The sequence below is a fragment of the Streptomyces sp. ATCC 21386 genome (assembly GCF_018728545.1).
In the GTDB taxonomy this organism is placed as follows: Bacteria; Actinomycetota; Actinomycetes; order Streptomycetales; family Streptomycetaceae; genus Streptomyces.
Genome location: NZ_JAAVVL010000001.1, coordinates 4,415,364 through 4,442,216, shown reverse-complemented (window position 1 = coordinate 4,442,216; position 26,853 = coordinate 4,415,364). Strand labels below are relative to the sequence as shown.

Annotated in this window: 2 protein-coding genes; both read right to left on the bottom strand. The window is 75.8% G+C overall.

From position 1 onward, the window contains the following. Positions 1-10 precede the first annotated feature (10 nt). On the bottom strand, positions 11-14,989 hold the full coding sequence (locus GWK25_RS18995) for a type I polyketide synthase (RefSeq protein ID WP_215451756.1): 14,979 nt from the start codon (positions 14,987-14,989) through the stop codon (positions 11-13). Between the two features lie 49 nt (positions 14,990-15,038). After that, complete coding sequence (locus tag GWK25_RS18990) at positions 15,039-26,801, bottom strand: type I polyketide synthase (RefSeq protein WP_215451755.1); 11,763 nt, start codon at positions 26,799-26,801, stop codon at positions 15,039-15,041. Positions 26,802-26,853 lie beyond the last annotated feature (52 nt).

The following is a 26,853-nucleotide window of genomic DNA, read 5'->3' as shown; positions in this document are numbered from 1 at the left end:
CGGTACGCGGTCAGACACTCTCGCTCCCGAGTGCCAGCCGTACGAGGCCGTCCACGTCCATCTCCTGGATGTCGGCCGTCCGTTCGGACGGCTTGGGTGTGCCGCCGTCCCGGTCCGGTCCGGCCAGGCGCAGCAGTGCCTCCAGCAGGCCGGAGTCGCGCAGCCTGTCCAGCGGGATCGTGGACAGCGCGCGGGTGATCTCGTCGTCGGCCGGGGTCGCTTCCGCAGCCTGCGGGGGGCCGGCCGGGGCGAGACGGTCGGCGCAGTACCCGGCGACGGCCGCCGGGCTCGGGTAGTCGAACACCAGGGTGGCGGGCAGCCGCAGTCCGGTCGCCGCGTTGAGGCGGTTGCGCAGTTCCACCGCGGTCAGCGAGTCGAAGCCGAGCTGCCGGAAGGCACGTTCGGGGTCGACGGCCGAGGCTCCGGCGTGCCCGAGCACGTCGGCGGCGTGCGCGCACACCAGGTCGGCGAGGACGGCGCGGGCGTCGTCGGCGGCCAGGCCCGCGAGCCGCCCGCGCAGGGTGTCCGCCGCGTCGGCGGCGCCGCCGGTGGCCGCCGCCCGGCGGGCGGCGCCGCGCACCAGGGCGCGGAAGAGAGCGGGTACGGGGCCGGTGCCCGCCCTGGCGCGCAGCCTGGCCAGGTCGAGCCGGACCGGGACCAGGACCGCGTCGTCCCGTTCGAGCGCGGCGTCGAACAGGGCGAGTCCCTCCTCGGAGGTGAGTGCCCCCACGCCGCCCCGGGCGATGCGCCGCAGGTCGACCTCGTCGAGGGTGCCGGTCAGGGTGGAGCGCTCGGCCCACATGCCCCAGGCGATCGACTGTGCGGGCAGGCCCTGGGCGCGCCGGTGCTGGGCGAGCGCGTCCAGGAAGGCGTTGGCCGCCGCGTAGTTGCCCTGCCCGGAGCTGCCGACGGTGCCGGAGGCGGACGAGAAGAGCACGAACGCGGCCAGCGGCAGGTCGCGGGTCAGTTCGTGCAGGTGGAGCGCGGCGTCCGCCTTGGGGCGCAGGACGTGGTCGAGGCGCTCGGGGGTCAGCGAGCCGATGACCCCGTCGTCGAGGACGCCGGCCGAGTGGACCACGGCGGTGAGCGGGTGGGTGTCGGGGACACCCGCGAGGAGTCCGGCCAGGGCGTCCCGGTCGGCCGTGTCGCAGGCGGCGGTCTCCACCCGGGCGCCGAGGGCGGTGAGCTCGTCGACCAGGGCGGTCGCCTCGGGGGTGTCGGCGCCGCGCCGCCCGGTCAGCAGCAGGTGGCGTACCCCGTGCTCGGTGACCAGGTGACGGGCGACCAGGCCGCCGAGGACGCCGAAGGCGCCCGTGACGAGCACCGTGCCCTCGGGGTCCCACGGCTTGCCGGCCACGGCCTCGGCATCCGTCGGCGGGGTCCTGGTCAGGCGGGGTGCGAGGGTCCGCCCGTCGCGTACCGCGAGCTGGGGTTCCGTCGCGGACAGCGCGGCGGGCAGGGCCTTGAGCGCCTCGGCCGGGTCCTCGGCGTCGACGAGGACGAACCGGTCGGGGTGTTCGGACTGCGCGGAGCGCACGAGCCCCCACACGGCGGCGGCCGCCAGGTCGCCGATGTCCTCGCCCCGTTCCGTGGCGACAGCGCCCCGGGTGACGAGGACCAGGCGGGTGTCGGCCCAGCGGTCGTCGGCCAGCCAGGTCTGCAGCAGGCTGAGGGTGCCGGCGAGCGCGGTACGGGCCGCGTCCGCGCTGTTCCCGCCGGGCGGGCAGAGCGTGACGACCACGTCGGGCACGGCGGCGCCCCCGTCCACGGCGGCGGTCAGCGCGTCGAGGTCCTCGTGGGTCTCGGGCAGCAGTTGCCCGGTGCCGAGGGCGGCCCACCGGCCGACGGGCGGCTCGGTGGTGGCGGGCAGTGCGGTCCAGCCCAGGGTGAACAACGAGTCGCGTCCCTGGGCCGCGGCGCCGCGCAGGGCGTCCACGGCGATCGGGCGGATGGCGAGCGCGGCCACGTCGGCGACCGGGCGGCCGACCGGGTCGGCGGCGGACAGCGCCACCGAACCGGTGTCGTCGTAGCTCAGCCGCACGCGCAGTTCGGTCGCGCCGGAGGCGTGCAGGCGGACGCCTTCCCAGGAGAAGGGCAGCCTGGCGGTGCCGGGCGCGTCGTTCTGGTCGGCACCGTCCGGGGCGGCCAGCCACAGACCGTGCAGGGCCGCGTCCAGCAGCGCGGGGTGCAGACCGAAGCCGGCGGCCCCCGTGTGCTGGTCCTCCGGCAGCCGGACCTCCACGTAGACGTCCTGGCCGAGACGCCAGGCTGCGCGCAGGCCGTGGAAGGCGGGGCCGTATCCGTAGCCGGCGTCCGCGAACCGCTCGTAGAGGCCGTCGACGGGCACGGGTTCCGCCCCGGCGGGCGGCCAGGCCGGGCCGTACGGGTGGGCCGCCGGGTCGGTGGACCCGGCGGGGGCGAGGACACCGGTGGCGTGCCCGGTCCACGCAGTGCCGGCGCCGTCCTCGGGTCGGGAGAACACGCCGAGGGTGCGCCGCCCGGAGTCGTCGGGCGCGCCGACCCGCACCTGGATCTGGACGGCGGCGTCCCGGTCGAACACCAGTGGTGCCTGGAGGGTCAGTTCCTCGACCTGGGGGCAGTCCGCCTCGTCACCGGCGCGTACGGCCAGTTCCACGAAGCCGGTGCCGGGCAGCAGGACCACACCGGAGACCGCGTGGTCCGCGAGCCAGGGGTGGGTACGGGTCGACAGACTGCCGGTGAGCACGAGATCCCCGGTGTCGGCGACCTCGACGGCCGTGCCGAGCAGCGGGTGCCCGGTGGCACCGGGCCCGCGGGGCGTCGCCGCGGGCGGCTGGATCCAGTAGCGGCGACGCTGGAAGGCGTACGTCGGCAGCTCGGCGGTGCTCTCGCCGGGGAACGCGGCGGTCCAGTCGACCGTGCCTCCGCGCACCCACAGTTCGGCCGCCGACAGCAGGACGCGTCGCAGGCCGCCCTCGTCGCGGCGCAGGGTGCCGAGGACGACGGCCTCGCGGCCGGCGGTCTCGGTGGTCTCCTCGATGGCCATGGTGAGCACGGGGTGCGGACTGACCTCGACGAAGGAGGTGAACCCCTCGGCGGCCAGGACGCGGACGGCAGGGTCGAAGCCGACGGTCTGCCGCAGGTTGCGGTACCAGTAACCGGCGTGCATGCCGGTGGTGTCGAGCCAGCCGCCGTCCACCGTGGAGTACAGCGGGACCTCGCTCGGCAGCGGCTTGATGCCCGCCAGGGCGTCCATGAGGATGCCGTGGATCTCCTCGACGTGCTCGGAGTGCGAGGCGTAGTCGACGTCGATGCGCCGGGCCCGCACGCCCTGGGCCTCGCACTGCGCGAGCAGGGCCGCCAGGGCCTCGGAGTCGCCCGCGACCACGGTGGTCGCCGGGCCGTTCAGCGCGGCGACCGACAGGGCGCCGGCCCAGGGGGCGAGGGCGGCCTCGGCCTGGTCGGCGGGCAGGGACAGGGAGGCCATGCCGCCACGCCCGGCCAGCGCGTCGAGGGTCTTGCTGCGCAGGGCGACCACCTGGGCCCCGTCCTCCAGGGACAGCGCGCCCGCCACGACGGCGGCGGCGATCTCGCCCTGGGAGTGGCCGACGACGGCGTCCGGTACGACACCGAGCGACCGCCACACTTCCGCCAGGGACACCATCACCGCGAACAGCGCGGGCTGGACGACGTCCACCTGGTCCCAGGCACTGCCCGAGCGCACGGCGTCGAGCAGCGACCAGTCGACGAAGGGTGCCAGAGCCCGTTCGCACTCCTCCATGCGGGCCGCGAACACCGGCGACTCGTCCAGCAACTCCCCTGCCATACCGGCCCATTGGGAACCCTGGCCGGGGAAGACGAAGACCGTGCGGCCCACGGTGCCGGCGACGCCGCGTACCAGGTCGGGGGCGGTGCCGTCGTCGGCGAGGGCGGACAGCGCGGCGGGCAGCCGGGTGCCGTCGCCGACCAGCACGGCGCGGTGTTCGAACGCCGTGCGGGTGGTCAGGGCCCGGCCGATGCCGGCGGGCGACAGGCCCGGCGTGTCGGCCAGGTGGGCGGTCAGCCGCTCGGCCTGGCCGCGCAGGGCGTCCGGGGACTTGGCGGAGAGCGGCCAGGCGACGGTCCCGGCCGTCACCTCGTCGGGTGTCTCCTGCGGGCTCTCCTCGGGAGCCGGCTCGGGAGCCTGCTCCACGATCGCGTGCACGTTGGTGCCGCTCATGCCGAACGCGGAGATCCCGGCACGGCGCGGGCGGCCCGTCGCCGGCCACGGGGTCGTGTCGGTGACCACGTCCACGGCACCGGCCGTCCAGTCGACCTGGGTCGAGGGCCGGTCGACGTGCAGGGTGCGCGGCACCTGCCCGTGCCGGAGCGCCAGGACGGTCTTGATCACACCGGCGACGCCCGCGGCCGCCTGGGTGTGGCCGATGTTGGACTTCAGGGAGCCGATCAGCAGGGGGCGCCCGTCGGAGCGTTCCTGGCCGTACGTGGCGAGCAGGGCCTGGGCCTCGATGGGGTCGCCGAGCCTGGTGCCGGTGCCGTGGGTCTCGACGACGTCGATGTCGGCCGCCGAGAGACGGGCGTTGGCGAGGGCGGCCCGGATGACCCGCTGCTGGGAGGGGCCGTTGGGGGCGGTCAGGCCGTTGCTGGCGCCGTCCTGGTTGACGGCGCTGCCGCGCAGGACGGCCAGCACGGGGTGCCCGTGCCGCTGTGCCTCGGAGAGCCGTTCGAGGAGGATCACGCCGACGCCCTCGGCCATGCCCATGCCGTCGGCGGCGTCGGAGAACGCCTTGCAGCGGCCGTCGGCGGCGAGGCCGCGCTGGCGGGCGAAGCTGATGATGGCGCCCGGGCTGGACATCACCGCGACGCCCCCGGCCAGGGCGAGTGAGCAGTCCCCGGCGCGCAGCGCCTGGGCGGCCAGGTGCACCGCGACGAGGGAGGCGGAGCAGGCGGTGTCGACGGTGACGGCGGGGCCCTCCAGGCCGAGGGTGTAGGAGATCCGGCCGGAGATCACGCTGGCCGCGCTGCCGGTGAGGAGGTGGCCCTCGTTCTCCTGGGTCTGGGCCACGGAGGCGCCGTAGTCCTGGTAGTTGACGCCGGTGAAGACACCGGTGTCGGTGCCGCGCAGGCGGTCCGGGTCGAGCCCGGCGCGTTCGAAGGTCTCCCAGGAGGTCTCCAGGAGCAGTCGCTGCTGCGGGTCCATGGCGACCGCCTCGCGCGGGGATATGCCGAAGAAGTCGGCGTCGAACTCACCGGCGTCGTAGAGGAATCCGCCGTGCCGCACATAGCTGGTGCCGGGCTGGTCCGGGTCGGGGTCGAACATGGACTCCAGCGGCCAGCCGCGGTCGGTCGGGAACTCCGAGACGACGTCGCCGCCTTCCTCCAGCACTCGCCACAGCTGTTCGGGGGTGTGCACCCCGCCGGGGAAGCGGCAGCTCATCGCCACGATCGCGATCGGCTCGTCGGTCGCCGTGGTGCCGGCGGGCGCGGGCTCGCGTGTGGCGGGCGTCCGGTGCTCACCGAGCACCTCGGCGCGGATGTGGTCGGCGAGCACGGCCGCGGACGGGTAGTCGAAGACGAGGGTGGCGGGCAGCCGCAGGCCGGTGGCGGTGCGCAGCCGGTTGCGGAGTTCGACGGCGGTGAGCGAGTCGAAGCCGAGTTCCTGGAACGCCCTGCCGGGGCGCAGTTCCTGCGGGGAGTCGTGCCCGAGGACGGCCGCCGCGTGGGTCAGGACGAGGTCCAGGGTGATGCGGCGCTGCTCGGCTTCGGCGAGCCCGTCCAGGCGCTCGCGCAGCACGTTGGCGGCCGGGGTGGCGTCCGTGCCGGGCGCGGCGGCCTCCTCCAGCTGCCGCCGGGCCTCGGGTACGCCGGTGAGCAGGCGGCTGGGGCGTACGGAGCCGAAGACGTCCGCGAACTGCTCCCAGTCGACGTTGGCGAGGGCGATGACCGTCTCGTCGTCGTCGAGGGCCTGCTGGAGGCCGGTGAGCGCGAGGTCGGGCTCGATGAGGGGCAGGCCCTGCTTCTGGACGCGGTAGAAGTCGGAGTCGTCGACGGTGTCGCGGACGGTCCAGGGGTTGGCGGCCGACCAGACACCCCAGTCGACGGTGGTGGCGCTCAGGCCCCGGGCCCTGCGGTGTTCGGCGAGGGCGTCGAGGTAGGCGTTGCCGGCGGTGTAGGCGGCGTGGTTGCTGCTGCCCCAGACGCCGGCGATGGAGGAGAACATGACGAACGCGTCGAGTTCGTGGTCGAGCAGTTCGTCCAGGTGCCGGGCGCCGTCCGCCTTGGCGGCGACGACCTCGGCGAAGGCGTCGAGCGGGGTGTCGTCCAGGGAGGCGAGCTGGATGTAGGCGGCGGCGTGGAACACGGCGGTGACCGGTGTGCCCCGCTCCTCCAGTCCCGCGAGCAGTCCGGCGATCTGGTCGCGGTCGGCGAAGTCGCACGCGGGCAGGGACAACTCGGTGCCCAGCTCGGCGAGTTCGGCGCGCAGTTCGTCCGCGCCGGGTACGTCGCCGCCGCGCCGTCCGGGCAGCACGAGGTGCTCGGCGCCGCCTTGGGCGAGCCAGCGGGCGACGTGGGGGCCGAGGGCGCCCGTGCCGCCGGTGACGAGGACGGTGCCCCGGGGCTTCCAGACGGGCCGGTTGCCGGGCAGGCGCGGGGCGCGGACCAGACGGCGGGCGAGCAGTCCGGTCGAGCGGACGGCGAGTTGGTCCTCGCCGGTGGCGCCTGCGAGGACCGCGCGGAGGCGGTCGCGGGAGCGGGAGCCCAGGCCCGTCGGCAGGTCGACGAGGCCGCCCCAGCGGGTGGGGTGCTCCAGCGCCGCGACCATGCCGGTGCCCCAGATCAGGGCCTGGTCGGGGGCGGTGAGGGTGTCGGTGTCGCCGGTGGCTACGGCGCCGTGGGTGGCGCACCACAGCGGGGCCTCGACACCGAGGTCGCCGAGCGCCTGGACGAGGACGAGGGTGAGCGCCGAGCCCGCGGAGACGGCGGGGTGCTCGGGGTGCGGGTGTCCGGCGACCGCGAGGAGCGACAGGGCACCCTGCGGGGTACGGCCGTCCAGGGCGACGGCGAGCCGGTCCGCGAGGCCTGCCCGGTCGACGTCGGTGTCCGCGAGGAGCACGGTGACGGCCTCGGCACCGGCTTCGGTGACGGTCAGGAGGGCGTCCCGTACGAGCTGGTCGTCCTGGTGGCCTTCGGGCAGGACGACCAGCCAGGTGCCGGAGAGGGTGGCGGCGGGCGGGTCGGTGACCGGCTGCCAGTCGACGCGGTAGCGCCAGCTGTCGACGGCGGCGCCGTCTCGCTGCCTGCGGCGCCAGGCGTTCAGGGCGGGCAGGACCGTGCCGAGCGTCTCGGCGTCGACGGCGAGGTTTCCGGCGGCCTCCTCGGCGTCGCCGCGCTCGACGATCCGCCAGAACTCGGAGTCCGCCTCGTCCCCGGTGCCCGTCCGCGCGGTGGGTTCGGCGCCCTGGAGCCAGTAGCGCTTGTGCTCGAACGGGTAGGTGGGCAGGTCGGTGCGGCGGGCGCCGGTGCCCTCGAAGAGGACCGGCCACTGAACGGGGACGCCGCGCACCCACAGTTCGGCGGCCGAGGTGAGCGCGCGGGCGAGGCCGCCCTCGTCCCGGCGGAGCGTGCCGGTCACCACGGTCCGCGGGGTCTCGGCGGACTCGGCGGCTGTGGCGGACTCGATGGTCTCCTGCACGGACATGGTGAGCACCTGGTGCGGCGACACCTCGACGAAGACCTGGTGGCGCTGGTCGGCGAGGGCGCGCACGGCACCGTCGAACTCGACGGTCTCGCGCAGGTTCCGGTACCAGTACCCGGCGTCCATCTCCGTCGTGTCGAGCCAGTCGCCGGTGAGGGTGGAGAACAGCGGCACCTGTCCGGCGACGGGCTCGATACCGGCCAGCACCTCGGACAGCTCGTCGTGGATGCGTTCGACGTGCGCGGAGTGGGAGGCGTAGTCCACCGCGATCGTGCGGGCCCGTACGCCCTCCTCCTCGCAGAAGGCGATCAGCTCGGTCAGGGCCTCCGTGTCACCGGAGACGACGACGGCGGACGGTCCGTTGACGGCGGCGAGGGAGAGCCGCCCGGACCACCGGGCGACGAGTTCCACGGCGCGCTCGCGCGGGACGGCCACGGAGACCATGCCCCCGTGCCCGGCGAGGGCGAGGATCGCGCGGCTGCGCAGGGCCACGACCTTGGCGCCGTCGTCCAGGGAGAGGGCCCCGGCGACCACGGCGGCGGCGATCTCGCCCTGGCTGTGGCCCAGTACGGCGTCGGGCTCGACGCCCCAGGAGCGCCACTGCGCGGCCAGCGAAACCATCACGGCCCACAGCGCGGGCTGGACCACGTCGACCCGTTCGAACGGTGGCGTGTCCGGGGCGCCGCGCAGCACGGCGTCGAGCGACCAGTCGACGTACGGCGTCAGTGCCTGCTCGCAGGCGGCCATGGAGGCGGCGAACACCGGGGAGGTGTCCAGGAGTTCCACCGCCATGCCGGCCCACTGCGCGCCCTGGCCCGGGAAGACGAACACCCGGCGGCCGTCGGTGTCGGCCACGCCGCGGATCAGCCCCTGGGTGTCCTCGCCGTCGGCCAGCGCGTCGAGGGCGGCCGACGGGGCGTCGCCGTCGGTGCCGAGGAGCACCGCGCGGTGTTCGAAGGGGGTGCGGCCTGTCGCCAGGGAGTAGCCGGTGTCCAGCGGGTCGGGGGTGCCGTCGCCGGCGAGGTGGCCGCGCAGCCGCTGGGCCTGGTGGGCCAGTGCCTGCGGCGACCTCGCGGACAGCACCCAGGGCACGACCGGCGCGGGCTGCGGCTCCAGCGCGTCGTCGTCGGAGCCGGCTTCGGCGTCCGCGTCCGCGTCGGAGGCGGGCGGTGCCTGTTCGAGGATGGCGTGCACGTTGGTGCCGCTGAAGCCGAAGGAGGAGATGCCGGCGCGGCGCGGTGCGCCGGTGTCGGGCCAGTCGCGGGCCTCGGTGAGCAGCTCCACCTCGCCGGAGGCCCAGTCGACGTGTGGGGAGGGCTCGTCGGCGTGCAGGGTGCGCGGGAGGACACCGTGCCGCAGGGAGAGCACGGTCTTGATCATTCCGGCGACTCCGGAGGCGGCCTGGGTGTGGCCGATGTTGGACTTGAGTGCGCCGAGCCAGAGCGGGCGGCCGTGCGGGCGGTCCTGCCCGTAGGTGGCCAGCAGGGCGTCCGCCTCGATGGGGTCGCCGAGGGTGGTGCCCGTGCCGTGCGCCTCGACGACGTCGACGTCGGCCGCCGTCAGCCCGGCGTTGGTGAGGGCCTGGCAGATGACCCGCTGCTGGGCGAGGCCGTTGGGGGCGGACAGGCCGTTGCTGGCGCCGTCCTGGTTGACGGCGCTGCCGCGCAGCACGGCGAGCACCGGGTGGCCGTTGCGGCGGGCGTCCGAGAGCCGCTCCAGGAGCACCACGCCGACGCCTTCGGCGAGGCCCATGCCGTCGGCGGAGGCGCCGAACGCCTTGCAGCGGCCGTCGGCGGCGAGGCCGCGCTGCCGGGAGAAGCCGACGAAGACGCCCGGGGTGGCCATCACCGCGACACCGCCGGCGAGGGCGAGCGAGCAGTCGCCGCCGCGCAGGGCCTGCGCCGCGAGGTGCGTCGCGACCAGCGAGGAGGAGCAGGCGGTGTCGACGGTGACCGCCGGGCCCTCCAGACCGAGGGTGTAGGCGACGCGGCCGGAGACGACGCTGGCGGCTCCGCCCGCGACGAGGTGTCCTTCGCCGCCCTCCGGCGAGGAGCCGGCGAGCGAGGTGTAGTCCTGGTAGTTGACGCCGGCGAAGACACCGGTGGGGGTGGTGCGCAGGGACGCCGGGTCGATGCCCGCCCGTTCGAACGCCTCCCAGGAGGTCTCCAGGAGCAGCCGCTGCTGCGGGTCCATGGCGACGGCCTCGCGCGGCGAGATACCGAAGAAGGCCGGGTCGAAGTCGCCCGCGTCGTGCAGGAAGCTGCCCTCGCGGACGTAGGAGGTGCCCTGATGGTCGGGGTCGGGGTGGTAGAGGCGGTCCAGGGGCCAGCCCCGGTCGGCGGGCATGCCGGAGAGCACCTCGCCGCCGTCGACGAGCAGTTGCCACAGTCGCTCCGGGGTGTCGATGCCCCCGGGGAAGCGGCAGCTCATCGCGACGATGGCGATGGGCTCGTCGGGGTCCGCGACGGGGACGACGGCCGCCGTGGCGGCGGCCGGGGCGGTGTCGCCGAGGAGTTCGGTGCGCAGGTGCTCGGCGAGGAGCGCGGCGCAGGAGTAGTCGAAGACGACGGTGGCGCGCAGCCGCAGGCCGGTGACCTGGTTGAGCCGGTTGCGCAGTTCGACGGCGATCAGTGAGTCGAAGCCCAGTTCACGGAAGGCCCGGTCGGGCAGGACGGCGTCGGCGGAGTCGTGGCCGAGGACCGCGGCGGCGTTGGTGCGGACGAGTTCCAGCAGGGTCCGGCGGACCTCGGGTTCGGCCAGTCCCGCGAGGGTGCGGCGCAGCGCGGAGGCGCCGTCGGAGTCGTCCGGGTCGGGCTCGGTCCGGTCCTCGGCGGTGGCCAGGGCGCGGACGTCGGGGAGGTCGGCGATGAGGGGGCTCGGCCGTACGGAGGTGAAGACGGGCACGAAGCGGGCCCAGTCGACGTCGGCGACCACGACCACGGTCTCGTCGTCGTCCAGGACGCGCTGGAGCCCGCCGACGGCCAGCCGCGGGTCCATGAAGGGGATGCCGCGTTCGAGGAGGGCGCGTTCGAGGTCGCTGGTGGCGAGGCCGCCGCCCTCGGCGCTCCAGATGCCCCAGACGACGGAGGTGGCGGCGAGGCCCCGGCCGCGTCGGTGGGCGGCGAGGGCGTCGAGGTAGGCGTTGCCCGCCGCGTAGGCGGCGTGGTCCGCGCTGCCCCACACCCCGGAGACGGAGGAGTACAGGACGAACGCGTCGAGGTCGGTGTCGGCGAAGACGGCGTCGAGGTTGGCGGCGCCCTGCACCTTGGCGGCCAGGGTGGCGGCCATGCTCGCGGGGTTCTCGTCGCGTACGGGGAACAGCTGGGCGGCCGCGGCCGTGTGCAGGACGGCGCGGACGGGGTGGCCCTCGGCGGCGACCCGGTCGACGAGCCCGGCGAGCGCCTCGCGGTCGGTGATGTCGCAGGCGGCCAGCGTCACACCGGTGCCCAGGGCGGTGAGTTCGGCCGCCAGTTCGTCGGCGCCGGGGGCGTCGGCACCCCGGCGGCTGACGAGGACCAGGTGGTCGGCGCCGCCCCGGGCGAGCCAGCGGGCGGCGTGCGCGCCGAGCCCGCCCGTCCCACCGGTGACGAGGACCGTGCCGGAGGGCCGCCAGGGAGCCGACGGCGCGGGGGTGGAGGGGGTGGCGCGGACCAGTCGTCGGGCGTGCGCCCCGGAGGACCGTACGGCGAGCTGGTCCTCGTCGCCGGCTCCGGCCAGGAGGTCGGCGAGCAGGTGTCCGGCGCGTTCGTCGCACTGCTCGGGCAGGTCGATCAGACCGCCCCACAGGCTCGGGTGTTCCAGGGCCGCCGTGCGGCCGAAGCCCCAGACGAGGGCCTGGACCGGGTGGGGCACCGGCTCGGACGGGTGCACCGGGACGGCGCCGGAGGTGACGCACCACAACGTGGTCCGGACCCCGAGGTCGTCCAGCGCCTGGACGAGCGCGGTGGTGAGCGCGAGGCCGACGGGCAGGGCGGGCAGGCCCTCGTGGGGCCGCTCGTCGAGGGCCAGCAGGGACAGCACTTTGGCGGGGGCGGCCTCCGCCCCGGGCCCGGCGGCCAGCAGCTCGCGCAGGTGGTCGGTGAGCCGGGCCCGGTCGGTGTGGGTGTGGTCGAGGACGACGAGTTCGGGGTCGGCGCCGCGCTCGCGCAGGGCCTCGACGGCACGGGTCACCGCCGCGTCGGCGGTGTGGCCGTCCGGGACGAGGACCGGCCAGCGGCCCCGCAGCGGTCCGGCGGCCTTGGCCGTGAGCCGCTGCCAGGAGATGTGGTAGCGCCAGCCGTCGAGGACGGCCCGGTCACGGCGGTCGCGGCGCCAGGCGGACAGAGCGGGCAGGACGTCGCTCCAGCTGGCGGCCTCGACCCCGAGCGTGGCGGCGACCGCGGCGACGTCCTCGCGTTCGACAGCGGCCCAGAAGGCGGCGTCCGCGGGGTCGGTGGTGTCCGGCGCGGTGCCGGGCCGGGTCTGCGGCTCCAGCCAGAAGCGCCGGTTCTGGAAGGCGTACGTGGGCAGTTCGACCCGCTCGGGCCGGTGGCCGGCGAACACGGCCGCCCAGTCCACCGACACGCCGTGCACGTGGACCTGGGCGAGGGCGGTGAGCACCCGGTGCAGGCCGCCCTCGTCGCGGCGCAGGGTGCCGGTGACCAGGGTCGGCGGGGACGGGACCGCCGCGTCGGGGTCGGCGAGGTCGTCGAGGGTGTCCTGCGTCGGCACGGTGAGCACGGGGTGCGGGCTGATCTCGACGAAGACGCTGTGGCCGCGCCGGACGAGGTCGCGCACGGCGGCGTCGAACTCGACGGTCTGCCGCATGTTCCGGAACCAGTAGTCGGCGTCCAGGCCGGTCGTGTCGAGGGATCCGCCGGTCACCGTCGAGCAGAACGGGATCGTGGCGGCGGTGGGCCGGACGCCGGCGAGCGCGTCGAGCATGCCGTCGCGCAGCCGGTCCATGTGCGCGGAGTGGCCCGCCACGTCGGCGGCGACCCGCCGGGTCCGCACCTCGCGTTCCTCGCACTGGCGGAGGAACTCCTCCAGAGCCTCAGGATCCCCGGAGACGACCGCGGAGGCCGGGCCGTTGACGACAGCGACCGACAGGCGGCCCTCCCAGGCGCGCAGACGGTCCCGCAGGGTGTCGGCGGGCAGCGCCACGGAGGCCATGCCGCCGGTGCCGGACAGTTCCAGCTGGGCGCGGCTGCGTACGGCGACGATGCGGGCGGCGTCGTCGAGCGACAGGGCGCCGGCGACGTACGCGGCGGCGATCTCGCCCTGGGAGTGGCCCACGACGGCGTCGGGTTCGACGCCATACGACCGCCACACGGCGGCGAGGGAGACCATCACGGCGAACAGCACCGGCTGGACGACGTCGATACGGTCCAGCGGCGCCGCGTCGGGCTCGCCGCGCAGGACCGCCGACAGCGACCAGTCCAGGTGCGGGGCGAGGGCCTGCTCGCACTCGGCCATGCGGGCGGCGAACACCGGTGACTCGTCCAGCAACTCCCGGGCCATACCGGCCCATTGGGAACCCTGGCCGGGGAAGACGAAGACGGTCCTGCGGTCGCCCGCGCCGGTGCGGCCGGTGACCGTCTCGGCGGCGCTGGTGCCCGCCGCGACGGCGGCGAGCCCGCGCAGGAAGCCCTCGGGCCGGTCGGCCACCACGACGGCCCGGTGCTCGAAGGCGGAGCGGGTGGTCGCGAGCGAGTGGCCGACATCGGCCGGGCGGAGTCCGGGCCGGTCGGCGAGCCAGGACGCGAGCCGGGCCGCCTGGTCGCGCAGCGCCTCGGGGCTGCGGCCGGACAGCGGCCATGGCACGGCGGCCGGCAGGGGTGCGGCGGCGGGCGCGGAACCGGAGCCGGCGTCCGGCGCGGTACGCGCCCCGGCACCCGGTATCGGCACGGTCGCGTTCTGCGGGCCGCCCTCGGGCGCCTGCTCGGCGGCGGGCCGCTGCTCGGCCTCGGGTGCCTGCTCGATGATGACGTGCGCGTTGGTGCCGCTCATGCCGAACGAGGAGACGCCCGCGCGGCGCGGGCGGCCCGCGACGGGCCAGTCGCGACGCTCGGTGAGCAGCCGCACGCCGCCGGAGCTCCAGTCGACGTGCGGGGTGGGCGCGTCCACGTGCAGGGTCTGCGGCAGGACGCCGTGCCGGATCGCCATGACGACCTTGATGACACCGGCCAGGCCCGCCGCGGCCTGGGTGTGGCCGATGTTGGACTTGATCGAGCCGAGCCACAGCGGCTGGTCCTCGGCGCGGTCCTGGCCGTAGGCGGCGAGCAGGGCGTCGGCCTCGATGGGGTCGCCGAGCCGGGTGCCGGTGCCGTGTGCCTCGACGGCGTCGACGTCGGCCGGTGTCAGCTGGGCGTCGGCGAGCGCGGCGCGGATCACGCGCTGCTGCGAGGGACCGTTGGGCGCGGTCAGGCCGTTGCTGGCGCCGTCCTGGTTGACGGCGCTGCCCCGCAGCACCGCGAGGACCGGGTGGCCGTTGGCGCGGGCGTCGGAGAGGCGCTCCACGAGCAGCACGCCGACGCCCTCGCCCCAGCCGGTGCCGTCGGCCGCCGCCGCGAAGGGCTTTGCGCGACCGTCCCCGGCGAGGCCGCCCTGGCGGGAGATCTCCACGAAGGCGCCCGGCATGGCCATCACGTTGACGCCACCGACGAGCGCGAGCGAGCACTCGTCGCCCCGCAGCGACTGCGCCGCGAGGTGCAGGGCCACCAGCGAGGCGGAGCAGGCGGTGTCGACGGTGACCGAGGGCCCCTCCAGGCCCATGACGTAGGAGACGCGCCCGGACATGACGCTGATCGCGTTGCCGGTCATCAGGAAGCCCTGGACGCCCTCGGGCGCCCCGTCGGCCAGCGACATGTAGCCCTGGTCGATGGAGGCGGCGAACACGCCGGTTCGGCTGCCGCGCAGCGACACGGGGTCGATGCCGCCGCGTTCGACGGCCTCCCAGCAGGTCTGGAGCATCAGCCGCTGCTGCGGGTCCATGGCGAGCGCCTCGCGGGGCGAGATGCCGAAGAAGGCCGGGTCGAAGCCGCCGGCCTCGTCCAGGAAGGCCCCGGTGACAGGGACGCCGGAGCCGGCCAGCCCGGCGGCGTCCCAGCCCCGGTCGGCGGGGATCTGGGAGTAGGTGTCGCGGCCGTCCGCCACCAGCTCCCACAGGTCCTCCGGACTGTGCACCCCGCCGGGGAAGTGGCAGCTCATCGCGACGACGGCGATGGGCTCACGGCTGCGCTCCTCGACGTCCCGCAGCCGTCGCCGGGTCTGCTGGAGGTCGATGGTGACGCGGTTGAGGTAGTCGCGGAGCTTCTGCTCGGTCCGGTCGCTCACTGTGCGGTCTCGCCTTCTCCTGGAAACGGCTGTACGTGCATCCGGGGCGTCACGAGATGCCCAGCTGGTTGTCGATGAGGTCGAAGATCTCGTCGTGCGAGGCGGACTCGATGTGGTCCGCGGTGACCTGGCCGTCGGGTTCGGTGGCTTCGAGGCGGGCCAGCACCTCGCGCAGCCGCTGGGAGAGCCGGTCGCGGTCGGGGGCGTCCGGCGCGAGGCCGGCGACCAGTTCCGCGAACCGGTCCAGCTCCACGAGCGGCGCGGACGCCTTGGCCGGGCCCGGCCGGCCGGTGGTGGCCACGAGGTGGCGGGCCAGTACGTCGGGGGTGGGGTGGTCGAAGACCATGCCCGCCGGCAGCCGGACGCCGGTCGCGGACGACAGCCGGTTGCGCAGCTCGACGCCGGTGAGGGAGTCGAAGCCGAGTTCCTTGAACGCCCGGGTGGGCTGGACCAGTTCGGGCGAGGGGTGGCCCAGGACGGCCGCCGCGTGGCCGCGCACCAGGTCCAGCAGCGCGGCGTGGGCGTCCGCCTCGGACAGCCCGGCGAGCCGTTCGGCGAGGCCCGCGGCCCGGCCGCCGCCGTCGCCGTTCGCCGCGGCGGCCCGTCGGCGCGGCGCCCGGACCAGTCCGCTGAGCAGCGCCGGTACGTCCTGCCCGCCGCCGGCGCGCAGCGCGGCGGTGTCCAGTCGCGCGGCCAGCAGATAGGCGTCCTCGGAGCACAGGGCCGCGTCGAAGAGGGCCAGCCCTTCCTCGGAGGTCAGGGGGGTGACCCCGCTGCGGTTCATCCGCCGCAGGTCCACGTCGCCGAGATGGCCGGTCATGCCGCTGCGTTCCTCCCACATGCCCCAGCCGATGGAGAGGCCCGGCAGGCCCTCGGCGCGGCGGCGTTCGGCGAGCGCGTCCAGGGCGGCGTTGGCGGCCGCGTAGTTGGCCTGTCCGCCACCGCCGAGCAGGGCCGCGGCGGAGGAGAACAGGACGAAGGCGGCGAGGTCGTGGTCCCGGGTGAGCTCGTGCAGGTTCACCGCCGCGTCCGTCTTCGGACGCAGTACGCGCTCCACCTGCTCGGCGGTGAGGGAGGAGACCACGGCGTCGTCGAGCACACCGGCGGCGTGCACCACGAAGGTCAGCGGGTGCTGCGCCGGTATGCCGGTCAGGACCTCGGCGAGCCGGTCGCGGTCGGCGGCGTCGCAGGCGACGACGCTCACCTCGGCGCCGAGCGCGGCCAGTTCGTCGCACAGCTCGGCCGCGCCGGGGGCGTCGGGGCCACTGCGGCTGGTCAGCAGCAGGTGCCGTATCCCGTGTTCGGTGACGAGGTGACGGGCCACCAGACGGCCGAGGGTGCCGGTGCCGCCGGTGATCAGGGCGGTGCCGTCGGGGTTCGGGGCGGCGGGCGGCAGCAGCACGTTCTTGCCGGTGTGCCGGGCCTGGCCGACGTACCGGAACGCCTCGGGCGCCCGTCGTACGTCCCAGCAGGTGAGCGGCAGCGGGGTGAGTGTGCCCTGCCGGAACAGGTCGAGGATCAGGTCGAGCGTCTGCGCGATCCGCTCCGGGCCCGCCTCCGCCAGGTCGTACGCCCGGTAGCGGACCCCGGGGTGCGCGGCGGCCACGGTGTCGGCGTCGCGGATGTCGGTCTTGCCCATCTCCAGGAAGCGCCCGCCGCGCGGCAGCAGCCGCAGGGAGGCGTCGACGAACTCCCGTGCCAGGCAGTCCAGTACGACGTCGGCGCCGCGTCCGCCGGTCGCGTCGAGGAAGCGGTCGGCGAAGTCGAGGGTGCGGGAGGAGGCGATGTGGGCGTCGTCGAGGCCGAGGCCGCGCAGGACGTCCCACTTGCCGGGGCTCGCGGTGCCGTACACCTCGGCCCCGGCGTGCCGGGCGAGCTGGACGGCGGCCATGCCGACACCGCCGGCCGCGGAGTGCACCACGACCGTCTCCCCCGCTTTCAGGCCGCCGAGGTCGAACAGGCCGTAGTGGGCGGTGAGGAAGGCGATGGGCACGGTGGCGGCCTGGGCGTAGGACCAGCCGGGCGGTATCGGGGCGAGGGTGCGCCGGTCGGCGACCGCGACAGGGCCGAAGGCGCCGCCGAAGACACCGAACACGCGGTCGCCGGGGGCGAGGTCGCTCACGCCGGGGCCGGTCTCCAGGACGGTGCCCGCCCCTTCGCTGCCGAGGATCCGCTGGTCGGGGGCGAGGCCGAGGCAGACCGCGATGTCCCGGAAGTTCAGGCCGGCGGCGCGGACGGCCACCCGGACCTCGCCGGGGGCCAGCGGGGCGCCCGCCTCCGGGGACGGTACGAGCGCGAGGGCGTCGAGGCTGCCCTCACCGGTGGTGTCCAGCCGCCAGACCGCTTCGCCGGCCGGCGGTGCCAGCGTGCCGGGGCGCCCTGCCCGGGCCAGCCGGGGCACGAGCGGGTTCCCCGCGCGGGCGGCGAGCTGTGGTTCCCGTGTGGCGAGGGCCAGACCGAGCAGGTGGGGCAGGGCGTCCGCCGAGTCGGCGGTGTCGTCCAGGTCCAGCAGGACGAAGCGGTCCGGGTGTTCGGTCTGGGCGGCCCGGACCAGTCCCCAGACGGCGGCCTGTGCCGGGTCGGCGAGGTGTCCGCCGGGCCCGGTCGCGACCGCGTGGCGGGTGACGACCACGAGGGGGGCGTCGCCGGAGCGGGGGTCGGACGACCACCGCTGGACGACGGCGAGGGTGGCGGTCGCGGTGTCCCTGACACGGGCGGCCTCGTCGGGGCCGGTGGCGGTGGGGCAGGTCCAGACGACCGCCGTGGGCTGCGCGCCGGAGCCGGTGTCGTCGAGGTCCGCCCAGCCGGTGAGCGGGCCGGTGGCCCCGGCGCCGGGGGCCGGTGTCCAGTGCAGGCGGTACAGGCCGTCCCGGCCCGCCACGGCCGCCGCCAGCAGGTCCGGGGAGAGCGGGCGCAGCACCAGCGACACGGCGGACAGCACCGGCTGCCCGGTCGGGTCCCAGGCGTCCAGGCTCACCGCGTCGGGCCCGGCCGGGCCGATCCGGACGCGCAGTGCGGCGGCCCCGGTGGCGTGGGCGGTGACGCCGTTCCAGGAGAAGGGCAGCCGGGCGGGGCCGGGCCGGTCGTCGAGGAGGGCGGACGCCTGGAGGGCGCCGTCCAGGAGCGCCGGGTGGACGAGGTAACCGTCGCTGTCCGACTGCCGTTCGAGCGCGACCTCGGCGTAGACGTCGGTGCCGTCGCGCCAGGCGGCGCGCAGCCCCTGGAAGGCGGGGCCGTAGCGGTAACCGGCCTCGTCGAAACGGTCGTACACGCCGTCCAGGTCGACCGGCTCGGTGCCGGCCGGCGGCCAGGTGGCGGGCGTGGGCGGGCCGTCGGCGCCGTCGCCGGGGGCGAGGGTGCCGGTGGCGTGCGGGGTCCAGTCCGCGTCGGGGTCGGTCTCGGGGCGGGAGTACAGGCCGAGGGTTCGCCTGCCGGTGTCGTCGGGCGGGCCGAGGCGCAGTTGGACGTGGACGGCGTCCCGCTCGGGGAGGATCAGCGGGGCCTGGAGGGTGAGTTCGTCGACGAGGGCGCTGTCGGCCTCGTCGGCGGCGCGCAGGGCGAGTTCCAGGAAGGCGGTGCCGGGGAGCAGGTTCGTCCCGGAGACGACATGGTCGGCCAGCCACGGGTGCGTCCTGGACGACAGCCGCCCGGTGAGCAGCCGCTCCCCGGAGTCGGCCAGATCGACGCGGGCGCCCAGCAGCGGGTGGTCCGTGGCGCCCAGCCCGGCGGCGGCCACGTCTCCGGTGCGGACCGGGGCGTCGAGCCAGTAGCGGGCGCGCTGGAAGGCGTAGGTCGGCAGGTCCACCGGCCGGCCCGTGCGGCCGAGGGCCGCGGGCCAGTCGACGGGCACGCCCTGGACATGGGCCTCGCCCAGCGACAGCAGCAGCCGCTCCCAGCCTCCGTCGTCGCGGCGCAGCGAGCCCACGACCACACCCGTGACGGCGCCGTCCTCCAGGACCTCCTGGACGGCCGGGGCGAGCACGGGGTGCGGGCTCGACTCGACGAAGGTGGTGAATCCGGCGCCGGTCAGGGCCCGTACGGCGGGCTCGAACTCGACCGTGCCCCGCAGGTTGCGGAACCAGTAGTCGGCGGTCAGTTCGGGCCCCTCGATCCAGTCGGCCTCCAGGGTGGAGAACATCCGGGTGCCTGCCGCGCAGGGGGTGATGTCGGCGAGGACGTCGAGCAGTTCGGCGCGCAGGGGGTCCATCTCGGCGGAGTGGGACGCGTAGTCGACCTCGATGCGGCGGGCGCGTACGCCGTCCTTCTCGCAGGAGGCGAGGAGTTCCGCCAGGGCCGCGGCCTCGCCCGCGACCACGGTGGAGCGCGGGCCGTTCACTGCGGCGACCGAGATCTTCTCGCCCCAGCCGGCCAGCAGCTCGCGGGTGCGGTCGGCGGGCAGCGCCACCGAGGCCATGCCGCCCTGTCCGGCGACGGCGCGCAGCAGCCTGCTGCGCAGGGCGACGACCTTGGCGCCGTCCTCCAGGGTGAGCGCCCCGGCGACGACCGCCGCCGCGATCTCGCCCTGGCTGTGGCCGAGTACGGCGTCCGGTTCGACACCGCAGGACCGCCAGGTCTCGGCCAGCGACACCATGACGGCCCAGAGCGCGGGCTGGACCACGTCCACCCGCTCCAGGTCCGTGGCGGAGGCCAGGACCCCGGTCAGGGACCAGTCGACGTGCGGGGCGAGGGCGCGTTCGCAGGCGGCCATGCGGGCGGCGAAGACCGGTGAGGAGTCGAGCAGGTCCAGTGCCATGCCGGTCCACTGGGCGCCCTGGCCGGGGAAGACGAACACGGTGCGCCCGACGGTGGTCGCGGTGCCCCGGGCGACGGTGGCGAGGGGTGCGTCGGCCGCCAGGGCCCGCAGTCCGGCGGTCAGTTGCTCGCGGTCGCCGACGAGGACGGCTCGGTGGTCGTGCCGGGTGCGGGTGGTGGCGAGGGCCAGGCCGATGGCGGCGGCGCCGTGCTCGATATGGGCGTCGGCGTGGTCGGCGAGCCGTTCGGCCTGGGCGCGCAGTGCTTCGGCGGTGTGGCCGGAGAGGACCCAGGGGACGGCGGGCTCCTCGGGGGGCGCGGACTCCGTGACGTCCTCGTCGACGTGCTCCAGCACCAGGTGGGCGTTGGTGCCGCTCATGCCGAAGGAGGAGACTCCGGCGCGGCGGGGGCGGTCGGGGCCGGCGGGCCAGGAGCGCTCCTCGGTGAGCAGTTCCACCGCGCCGGCGGACCAGTCGACCTGCGGGGTCGGCGCGTCCACGTGCAGCGTCCGGGGCAGCACGCCGTGGCGCATCGCCTCCACCATCTTGATGACACCGCCCACGCCGGCGGCGGCCGAGGTGTGTCCGATGTTGGACTTCAACGATCCGAGCCACAGCGGCTCTTCACGGTCCTGACCGTAGGTGGCCAGCACCGCCTGTGCCTCGATCGGGTCCCCGAGCCGGGTCCCGGTGCCGTGCGCCTCGACGACGTCCACGTCACCGGGTGAGAGCCGGGCGTCGGCGAGCGCCGCGCGGATCACGCGCTGCTGCGACGGACCGTTGGGCGCGGTGAGCCCGTTGCTGGCGCCGTCCTGGTTGACCGCGCTGCCCCGCACGAGGGCGAGCACCCGGTGGCCGTTGCGGCGGGCGTCGGACAACCGCTCCAGCAGCACCATGCCCACGCCCTCGCCGAAACCGACGCCGTCGGCGGCCGCGGCGAAGGGTTTGGACCGGCCGTCGGAGGCCAGGCCGCGCTGGCGGCTGAACTCGACGAACAGTTCGGGGCTGGACATGACGGTGACGCCACCGGCCAGGGCGAGTCCGCACTCGCCGGAGCGCAGCGCGCGCACCGCGAGATGCAGGGCGACCAGCGAGGACGAGCACGCCGTGTCGACGGTCACCGCCGGGCCCTCCAGGCCCAGGACGTAGGCGACGCGGCCGGAGACGACACTGCCCGAGTTGCCGGCGCCGAGGAAGCCCTCGACCTCCTCGGGGATGTGGGGCAGGAGCCGGGCCGCGTAGTCCTGGTGCATGACACCGACGAAGACGCCGGTCGTGGTGCCCTTCAGGGCCGCCGGGTCGATGCCCGCGCGTTCCAGCGTCTCCCAGGAGGTCTCCAGCAGGAGCCGCTGCTGCGGGTCCATCGCGAGGGCCTCGCGGGGCGAGATGCCGAAGAAGCCCGCGTCGAACTCCGCCGCGTCGTACAGGAAGCCGCCTTCGCGCGCGTACGAGGTGCCGTGGCGTTCGCTGTCGGGGTCGTAGAGGGCATCCAGGTCCCAGCCGCGGTCGGCCGGGAAGGCGGCGATGCCGTCGGTGCCGGAGGAGACCAGGTTCCACAGGTCCTCGGGCGAGCGGACGCCGCCGGGGTATCGGCAGCCCATGGCGACGACGGCGATCGGGTCGTCGTCGGTCGCCGCGCCCCCGCCCGTGGCGGCCGGGACGGCGGTCGCCACGCGGCCGGTGTCCGCGCCGAGCAGTTCGCCGCCGAGGTGGGCCGCGAGGACCTCGGGGGTCGGGTGGTCGAAGACGAGGGTGGCGGGCAGCCGCAGTCCGGTGGCGTTGCCGAGGCGGTTGCGGAGGTCGACGGCGGCCAGCGAGTCGAAGCCGAGGTCCCGGAAGGCGCGGCCCGCCTCGACGGCCTCGGGCGACGGGTGGCCGAGTACGGCGGCGACCTGACCCCGGACCAGGTCGAGGAGTTCGCGGCGGCGGCCGGGGGCGTCCAGGGCGGCGAGCAGCTCGGCCAGGGGGCCGCGGTCACCGTCACCGTCGGTGGCGGAGGCCGGGGCGGCCTGGCGGCGGGCGGGCAGCCGGACCACGCCGTGCAGCAGACGGGGTACGGGGTCGTTCTCGGCGCGGGCGCGCAGCGCGGCCGTGTCCAGCCTGAGGGCCACCAGGAGCGGTTCGTCGACGGTGAGCGCGGAGTCGAGGAGGGCGAGGCCCTGCGCGTCGGTCAGGGGCGGCAGGCCCGAGCGGGCGATACGGCGGACCTCGTCGTCGCCGAGGTGCCCGGTCATGGCGCTGCGCCGCTCCCACAGCGTCCAGGCGACGGACCGCCCGGCCAGGCCCTGGGCCCGGCGGTGGTGGGCCAGGGCGTCCAGGAAGGCGTTGGCGGCGGCGTAGTTGCCCTGTCCGGGGCCGCCGAAGGTACCGGCGGCGGAGGAGAAGAGCACGAACGCCGCGAGGTCCAGGCCGGCGGTGAGGCGGTGCAGGTTGAGTGCCGCGTCGGTCTTGGGCCGCAGGACGGCGTCGACCCGCTCGGGGGTGAGCGAGGAGACCACGCCGTCGTCGAGCACTCCGGCGGCGTGGACGACGGCCGTCAGCGGACGCCGTACGCCGGCCAGGACCTCTGCGAGCCGCTCCGCGTCGGCCGCGTCGCAGGCGACGACGCTCACCTCCGCGCCGAGCGCGGCCAGTTCCTCGCGCAGCCCGTCCGCACCGGGGGCGTCCGGGCCGCTGCGGCTGGTCAGCAGCAGGTGCCGTACGCCGTGTGCGGTGATGAGGTGACGGGCGACGCGGGCGCCGAGCAGGCCGGTGCCGCCGGTGATCAGGACGGTGCCGTCGGGGTCCAGGGGCGGGGCCGCGTCGTCGTCCTGTACGGGGATCCTGGCCAGCCTGGGGACGAGGACCTCGGAGCCGCGCACCGCGAACTGCGGCTCGCCGGTGGCGGTGAGCACGGCGGCGAGGGCGGCCGGCAGGTCGGCGTCCGGGTCGAGGTCGACGAGGTGGAGGCGGTCCGGGTGCTCGGTCTGCGCGGAGCGCACCAGCCCCCACACCGCGCTGTGCGGCAGGTTCGGTACGTCCTCGCCGGGCCGGGTGGCGATCGCGCCCCGGGTGACGAGGACGAGCCGTGTCCCGGCGAACCGGTCGTCGGCGAGCCAGTCCTGGACGAGGGCGAGGGCGTCGTGCACCGCGGTGCGAGTGGTGTCGGCGAGCCCGTCGGCCTGGTCGTCCGGGGCCGCGCCGAGGTCGGCGAGGACGAACTCCGGCAGTGGCCCGTCGGCGTCGCGGAGCGCGGCGAGGTCCGCGTGGTGGGTGGCTCCCTGGGTGTCTTCGGTGGGGCCCAGGACCGCCCAGGAGGCCGCCGTGGGGCCGGGCACCGGGCGGACCGGCGTCCAGTCGAGGCGGAACAGGGAGTCGTGGTGGCGGCCGGCGGCCGGAGCCGTGAAGTTCCCGGTGCCGACCGGCCGAAGGGCCAGGCCCGCCACGGTCAGGACGGGCCGTCCGGCCTGATCGAGGGCGCGCAGTGTCACCGTGTCGGGGCCGGCGGGGGTGATGCGCATCCGCAGACCGGTCGCGCCCTGCGCGTGGAGGACGGCCCCGGTCCAGACGAACGGCATCCGGCCCTCGGCCGCCTCGCCGAGGCCGGTCGCGTGCAGGGCGCCGTCGAGAAGCGCGGGATGCAGCCCGAACCGCGCGGCCTCGGCCTGCAGCTCCGACGGCAGGCTCGCCTCCGCGAACACCTCCTCCCCCAGCCGCCACGCCGCACGCAGCCCCTGGAACGCCGGCCCGTACGCGAAGCCGCCCTCCGCGAAGCGCTCGTAGAGCCCGTCCAGTTCCACCGGCTCCGCGCCCGAAGGCGGCCAGGCCGCCGTCTCCGGCTCCGCCTCCTCGGCGGTGGGAGCCAGCAGCCCCCGGGCGTGGCACGTCCACGGCACGTCGTCGGTGCCGTCCGGGCGGGCGTGCAGGCTCAGCGGGCGGCGCCCGTCGCGGTCCGGGGCGCCGACGGCGAGTTGGACGGCGACGCCACCCTCCGGGGGCAGGACGAGCGGGGCCTCCAGGGTGAGTTCCTCGACCTGGCCGCAGCCGACCTGGTCGCCCGCGCGGACCGCCAGCTCCAGGAAGGCGGTGCCCGGCAGCAGGGCGGCGTCACGGACGGCGTGGTCGGCGAGCCAGGGGTGGGTGCGGGTGGAGAGACGGCCGGTGAGGAGCAGTCCGTCCCCGTCGGCGAGGGCGACGACCGCGCCGAGCAGCGGGTGGTCGGCGGCGGCGAGCCCGGCCGAGGCCATGTCGCCCTGGGGCGCGGCGGAGTCCTCCAGCCAGTACCGGCGGCGCTGGAACGCGTACGTCGGCAGGTCGGCCCGGCGGGTGCGCCATGCGGCGTAGGCGGCACGCCAGTCGACGCGTACTCCGTGGACGTACAGCTCGCCGACGGCGGCGAGGAATCTGGCCCGGCCGCCGTCGTCCCGGCGCAGCGTGCCGATGACCACGGCCTCGTCGGCCCCGGCCGCGCTCGCGGTCTCCTCCATCGGGACGGTGAGCACCGGGTGGGGACTGACCTCGACGAGGACGTGGTGACCGGCCGCCAGCAGGGCGCGGGTGGTCTGTTCGAACTCGACGGTACGGCGCAGGTTGCGGTACCAGTAGCCGGCGTCGAGGCCGGTGGTGTCGAGCGGTTCGGCGGTGACGGTCGAGTAGAAGGGGATGTCGGAGGGGCGGGGGGTGATGTCGGCCAGCAGCCGGAGCAGTTCGTCGTGGATGCGCTCGACGTGGGCGCTGTGCGAGGCGTAGTCGACGGGGATCCGCCGGACTCTGAGGTCGCGGGCGGTGAGCCGGTCGATGAGGTCGTCCAGCGCCGACCGGTCGCCGGAGACGACCACGGAGGCGGGCCCGTTGACGGCCGCGACGGACAGCCGGCCGTCCCCGTCGCTCAGCAGGGCGCGGACCTCGTCGACCGGCAAGGGCACGGACGCCATGCCGCCGGCCCCGGCGAGCGCGACGATGGCCCTGCTGCGCAGCGCGACCACCTTGGCGCCGTCCTCCAGGGACAGCGCCCCGGCGACCACGGCGGCGGCGATCTCGCCCTGGCTGTGCCCGGCGACCGCGGACGGCTCGACACCGTAGGACCGCCACAGGGCGGCCAGCGACACCATCACGGCCCACAGCGCGGGCTGGACCACGTCGACGCGGTCGAGCGGCGGGGCGCCGGGGGCGTCGCGCAGTACGTCGGTGAGGGACCAGTCGGTGTGGGGGGCCAGGGCGCGCTCGCAGTCGGCGATCCGCTCCGCGAAGACGGGGGCGGTGTCGAGGAGTTCGGCTGCCATGCCGGTCCACTGCGAGCCCTGGCCGGGGAAGACGAACGCGGTGTCGGCCCCCCCGGGGACGCCTGTCCCGCGGACCAGTCCGGGCTCGGGGGTGTCCTCGGCCAGGGCCCGCAGGCCGCGCAGGAACCCCTCCTCGTCGGCGGCGACCACGACGGCACGGTGTTCGAGGGCGGCCCGGGTGGTGGCCAGGGCGTGGCCGATGTCGAGGGGCCGCTGTCCGGGGTGCGTGTCGAGGTGGGCGGCGAGGCGACGGGCCTGGGCGCGCAGGGCCTCGCGGCTGCGGGCGGAGACGGGCCAGGGCAGGGCGGTCGGGAGGGCGGGCTCGTCGGCGGTGTCGGGCTCATCGGTGGTACCGGGCTCGGTTCCCGGAGCCGTGGCCGACTCGGGGTCGGACTCGGGCTCGGGTCCGGCCTGTTCGAGGACGACGTGTCCGTTGGTGCCGCTGATCCCGAAGGACGACACGGACGCCCGGCGCGGTGCGCCGGTCTCCGGCCAGGGCACCGCCTCGGTGACCAGTTCCACCGCGCCCGAGGACCAGTCGACCGTGGGGGTGGGCCGCTCGGCGTGCAGGGTGGGCGGCACGACGCCCCGGCTCATCGCCATCACCATCTTGATGACACCGCCGACGCCCGCCGCGGCCTGGGTGTGGCCCATGTTGGACTTCAGCGAGCCGAGCAGCAGGGGCCGGTCGGCGGGCCGGTCCTGCCCGTACGTTGCCAGCAGGGCCTGTGCCTCGATGGGGTCGCCGAGCGGCGTACCGGTGCCGTGCGCCTCGACCACGTCGACGTCGGCGGGGGTGAGCCCGGCGTCGGCTAGCGCCCGTCGGATGACCCGCTGCTGGGCGGGCCCGTTGGGGGCGGTCAGGCGGCTGCTCGCGCCGTCCTGGTTGACGGCGGTGCCGCGGACCAGGGCGAGCACGGGGTGACCGTTGCGGCGGGCGTCGGACAGCCGCTCCAGCAGGAGCATGCCGACGCCCTCGCCCCAGCCGGTGCCGTCGGCCCCGGCGGCGAAGGACTTGCAGCGGCCGTCGGCCGCGAGCCCGCCCTGCCGGCTCATCTCGACGAACGGCACCGGTGTCGACATGATCATGGCCCCGCCGGCCAGCGCCAGCCCGCACTCCCCCCGGCGCAGGGCCTGGGCGGCCAGGTGCAGGGCGACGAGGGAGGACGAGCAGGCCGTGTCCACCGTCACCGCCGGGCCCTCCAGGCCGAAGGTGTAGGAGAGGCGGCCGGAGGCGACGCTGTCGGAGTTGCCGTTGCCGATGTACCCCTGGATGTCGTCCGGGACCTGGCGCAGCCGTAGCCCGTAGTCCTGGTACATCACGCCGACGAAGACCCCGGTGTCGCTGCCGCGCAGCGCGCCCGGGTCGAGGCCCGCTCGTTCGAAGGCCTCCCAGGTGGTCTCCAGCAGCAGCCGCTGCTGCGGGTCCATGGCGAGCGCCTCGCGGGGCGAGATACCGAAGAAGCCGGGGTCGAAGTCGGCGGCGTCGGTGAGGAAACCGCCCTCGGCGGCGTAGGTCGTGCCGGGGCGCTCCCGGGCGGGGTCGTGCAGGGCGCCGAGGTCCCAGCCACGGTCGGCGGGGAAGCCGGCGACGGCGTCGGTGCCGGAGGCGACGAGCTGCCACAGCTCCTCGGGGGACATGACGCCGCCCGGGTAGCGGCAGCCCATGCCGACGATGGCCACGGGTTCCTGCTGCCGGGCCTCCACCTCCTGCAGCCGGCGCCGGGTGCGGTGCAGGTCGGCCGCGACCCGCTTGAGGTAGTCGCGGAGCTTGTCGTCGTTGAGTGTGCCGTCAGTCACTGTGCACCGTCACCTTCGGGGCCTTCGTGCGGGAGGGGCCGGGCGTGGGGAG